Here is a 4,473-nt window from a genome sequence, read left to right as displayed (position 1 = left end):
TGCTTCAACCGCTCTTTGAGCTTCGACAAGGGCATCTGCACAAAATGAGTGATTATTTACTCCGCCCATGTTAGCATTAGATTTGAAGCCTTCATTCCAACCGATTACCAATGTCCCAATACCAAACTTAAGGCAATGGTCAATAATCAGTTTTGTAGCCTTGTTGACCCCATCACGCATTTGATGGTTACGCTTACGGGTCACACGGTCCAGCCAGTCATCCCAATATAGCAGCTCCTTTATCAGTTGTGGAATGCCCTCACCCCCAACCCCCTTCGACCCTTCGACCCTTCGACCCTTCGACCCTTCGACCCTTCGACCCTTCGACCCTTCGACCCTTCGACCCTTCGACCCGCTCAGGGCTCAGGGCTCAGGGCTCAGGGCTCAGGGCTCAGGGCTCAGGGCTCAGGGCTCAGGGCTCAGGACAGGCCTCTCCCAAGGGGGGAGAGGGGAGCAAGAGAGGGCATAAATCATTTAGGATTGCTATAGGCGTGTTCTTTCCCATCCTTGCGAGTCGATACTTTGGTAGAGTCGAAGGCGGGTATTATCCCGCGCTCCTCTGTGTTAAATCTGGGCGTGCGACTTTCACCGCACCCAGCTTCCGATGTTCTTAGCTTTCGCGTTTGCTCATGTGAATATAATCGTGGCAGATGAAAGTGAATGGCTAGAAGGTTTTTAGTTTTCCAGTTTTGGTGGTTTCCATCAACATGATGTAAGTGTACCTTCTCGTCACTGAGCATTTTTAGTCCACAGTATCCACATTTATGGTTTTGCCGCTTGAGGGCTTTAGAGGTATTATCGTTATAGAGCTTGCTGTTACGTTCGCTCCAATACGTCAAGTCGCCGTCGTAGGGTGATTTCTCGCCTTTGACGTTGATGTGTTTACTTTCGGAGTAAGGAACTGATGGGAACGCCTTATCTAGTAATTGTTTGCTAGAGTAGCGATTCTGTTTAGTTTCCTTGTTGAATACCTTGAAAGCTCTCGTTTCGATGTGGTATAACGAGTTTTTAGACCCGTCCATCTTGCAGAAGCGGTGGTAATTCCTCCAGCCTCTAACTACAGGGGCTAATTTCTCAGCCTTTGTGGTAGCACCATAGTTCGAGCAGTTGACGATGGCTTTTACTTTCTTACGGAAAACTTTAAAGTTGTCCACTGATGGAACGCATTTAAATTTCCCGTTTTTCTGGACTTTGAAATTCCAGCCGAGGAAGTCAAAACCATCTGTCGCGGCGGTTAGCTTGGTTTTATTTTCACTAACTTTCATTCCCCGCTCTGCTAGAAACTGGTTGATTTTGTTAAGTATCTCTTGGGCATCGTCCTGTGGTCGTAATATTATTACCAAATCATCCGCATAGCGGACTGTTGGCTCAATAATATCTTTCGTTGAGGTTTTGTCCGTGATTCTGTTATTAGATATCCTGTGATATCTATGAATACTTTCAATCCCATCTAAGGCGATGTTAGCTAATAGCGGACTCACCACCCCGCCCTGGGGTGTTCCCTGCTCGGGAAACTCTGGATTGACCCCGGATTTTAGACAGCGGAAGATTCCCTGCTTTATGCTATACGGAGCGATGAGTCTATCCATTATGGCAGTGTGGTTTATCCTATCGAAGCATTTTTCGATATCGAGTTCTATAACTCTTTTATCTCTTCCATTGGCATTGCTGCTTAGGTTAATGAACAAGATTTTCTGAGCGTCGTGTGCCGAGCGTCCCGTTCTAAAACCGTAACTTCTAGCGTGGAAGGTAGCCTCATGTGCTGGTTCTAATGCGTATTTTGCTAGGCATTGCCAAGCCCGGTCTGCAATAGTGGGGATTTTTAACATCCTGATAGTACCGTCTTTTTTAGGGATGGGTATTTCTCTTAGTCCCTGGTGTTTCCAGTTGCTACCTGATGCTTTTAGCAGTTCATTAAGCTCAAAGCGTTCCTTGAAATTAAGGGACTTTTTACCGTCAATTCCTGCGGTCTTTTTCCCAGCGTTTAGCTGTGATACTTGACGGATAGCCAGTAATCTTGCTGCGGTGGATTTCAGAATTAGCTTTTGAAGGGACTTAGCTTTGCGCTTGTCTCCTGCCTGAACAGCTTTATACACTCGTTTTTGTAGGCGGAATAAATCACTGCGGAATTTCTTCCACGGTAATGTCATCCAAGATTCACTAGCATTATTGCTGTGCCTAACCATGCTCTTCTCCAATTTGTGTACTCTGAACACCTCAAACCAATTACGGTTTGTCCTACCCGAATTGAAGGGATTCCGCTACTCGTCTAGCCTACTTAGGGTTCGACCTCCCTTAGACCTTCAATCCGTTTTTATTCGTTCCCTCGGTTGATTGATTGTTCCGTTAGATGTAGCCAATTCAACCACTGGATTCCCTGGACTCAGACCGCTATCAACAAAAAAATGCGGCGGGAATTAGCTCCAGTGAAGTCGGGTATTTGTGTTGTGTCCCGCTTCTGTGTAGGTTGCTTTTGCAGGCTCTGTTTCATCATAGGAACTCCCCATTAGCACCAGTGTCACCCCACAACGGGTGTCTGATTGCGCCCTGTTCCTAGCTTCGACCTCCAGAAACCGAGTCCGGTCATCGTAGGCAGATAAGGAGTCATACCTGAGTCTGGCAGATGGGACTTGCACCCATATCAGACCGAGAGTTCAACCTTTTCCCGTCATCGGGTTGGGTTGGTGAGGTTATTTACGGATTTTCACCGTTATTCACTCACAACGAATCGCACTTTATTCCAGAGTTGATTCATCGCCTTCATTGCTCTGGCATCGACCAACAAAGAATTTCCCAGAGTATCGACACAATCCGCTAAATTGTCAGCAGTGCCTAAGTCAATGGATAGCGCTTGATTAATATCTAACTCATGTTTTTGTTTTTCAACTTCATAGGACAACTCAAGATAGAACGCACCATTTTTAGGCAGAATCGTAAACTCTTTTACCTGGCTGATATCAATGTTTGACGGCATCGGCAGAAATAATTCTGACACTCCAAACCAGCGTCTAACCGCCTACCCCAAAGAGAATATAAACTGCCCATTGTTCAAGATTGGTTTTTGTCCACATGAATTAGGATAGGCAACCTTGAACAGTTTTGAGCCTTTGAGATAATCAGGTGCTTTAGGGTTGAAATGCAACTGACCTTCGGAATAAAGCTCACGCAAGCACTTAAAAGATTTGAATGCTTCAATCCACAGACAAAAGAATTTGTTGGGCAGGCGTAGATGGTAGTGACTGAGCTACAGTAGTCTTAGAAACGGTCGGTTCATAAGCCAAGTAAAACTTTCCGGTTAACAATTTCCCGGTCTTAAAGAATGTTTGACGCGCAAAGTAGACACCGTTGTTATAGTGCTTCCCTGACTGTTCACATAAATAATCGATTATCGCCTTTGTCTCTATGTCGGGGTGTAACAGCACTTGCTGAACTCCCATGCTTTTTCTAGTTTTTGCCATCTTCAAACTCCCTAATCAGCCTTCTGATTGCACCCGCTAAACTCAATCCCCATCTAGTGGCAAGGGCTTCTAGCTTCTCTCTTTCAATTTTGTCTATCTGTATCTGCAATGCTTTTTTACTCAGATGACTACTATATCACAATTAATAGAGTTTGGTGTTATAGTTACATGAAACTTGGATAAAGAGTTAGGCGGTTAAAACTATAGTGTCGCGGACCTCTGAGCACTAAAGTGACGCTCGTTTCCCGCATACCATGAGGTCTTATGAGAACCCTGAGATCTACCATTCCCGGTTACTGGCTAAACAGCAGCAAGACGCGATCTCGTCATTACGCAATCAACTCGGGCCCTTGCTCTCCCCGTCGGTTGTCACTCAGATCGAGCGTAGCTTGTCCGGGTTACTGGATATCCCCGCTTTAGTGGGAACCGACGGCAATCAACCTATCCCAGTAAAAAAGGGTGAAGCTAAAAAGAGGTTCGGCAAACTCATGGAAATATACGGTATGTGGGAAACGAGCGTCACTTTAGTGCTCAGAGGAAAGCGGTGCTATAGTTTTAACCGCGTTGAATCTTTCCATTACCGCCTCGGAGTTGTTTAATTCGGTGTGCTTTTGTACTGTACTTTCGATGGGACAATTACCATCTCAAACCTTACAACCGAAGTACGCATAATGTTTGCTCTTGTGGAGCCTACGAAAGCGGGGTGATGTTAGCTGATCCCAAGGGGAGACGCTGCGCGAACGACCTGTTATAAGAGCTTGCGCCGGCTTGCAACACTGTTCCAGTGACCTTATAATTGTTTAATCACAAACGACAGAGCAGGGAACTAGCTTCGCATTCGGTGGCTGTCGTGACTCAAATAACGGCGACCCTTCGACCCTTCGACCCTTCGACCCTTCGACCCTTCGACCCCCTTCGACCCTTCGACTGGCTCAGGGCTCAGGACAGGCTTCGACTGGCTCAGGGCTCAGGGCTCAGGGCTCAGGGCTCAGGGCTCAGGGCTCAGGGCTCAGGG

The 4,473-nt window shown here is 46.5% G+C and carries 2 protein-coding genes and 1 pseudogene; all 3 read right to left on the bottom strand.

Features of this window, described 5'->3' with window-relative positions:
- Nucleotides 1-180: pseudogene (locus J0895_RS05595) on the bottom strand (RNA-guided endonuclease TnpB family protein); the annotation flags it as partial.
- 290 nt (nucleotides 181-470) lie between these two features.
- Nucleotides 471-2,150: a group II intron reverse transcriptase/maturase gene (locus J0895_RS05590; protein ID WP_340643462.1), complete on the bottom strand. Its 1,680-nt coding sequence runs from the start codon at nucleotides 2,148-2,150 to the stop codon at nucleotides 471-473.
- 560 nt (nucleotides 2,151-2,710) lie between these two features.
- Nucleotides 2,711-2,974, bottom strand: coding sequence for a hypothetical protein (locus J0895_RS05585; protein ID WP_207087130.1), 264 nt, complete (start codon nucleotides 2,972-2,974; stop codon nucleotides 2,711-2,713).
- Nucleotides 2,975-4,473: the final 1,499 nt, after the last annotated feature.

It is taken from the genome of Phormidium pseudopriestleyi FRX01 (assembly GCF_017313335.1).
In the GTDB taxonomy this organism is placed as follows: Bacteria; Cyanobacteriota; Cyanobacteriia; order Cyanobacteriales; family Laspinemataceae; genus Laspinema; species Laspinema pseudopriestleyi.
This window is presented reverse-complemented; position numbering and strand designations above follow the sequence as displayed.

Bases quoted from the DNA above. Each gene is read 5' to 3' on its own strand.
- J0895_RS05590 (WP_340643462.1), bottom strand. From the start codon at position 2,150: ATGACATTACCGTGGAAGAAATTCCGCAGTGATTTATTCCGCCTACAA.
- J0895_RS05585 (WP_207087130.1), bottom strand. From the start codon at position 2,974: ATGCCGTCAAACATTGATATCAGCCAGGTAAAAGAGTTTACGATTCTG.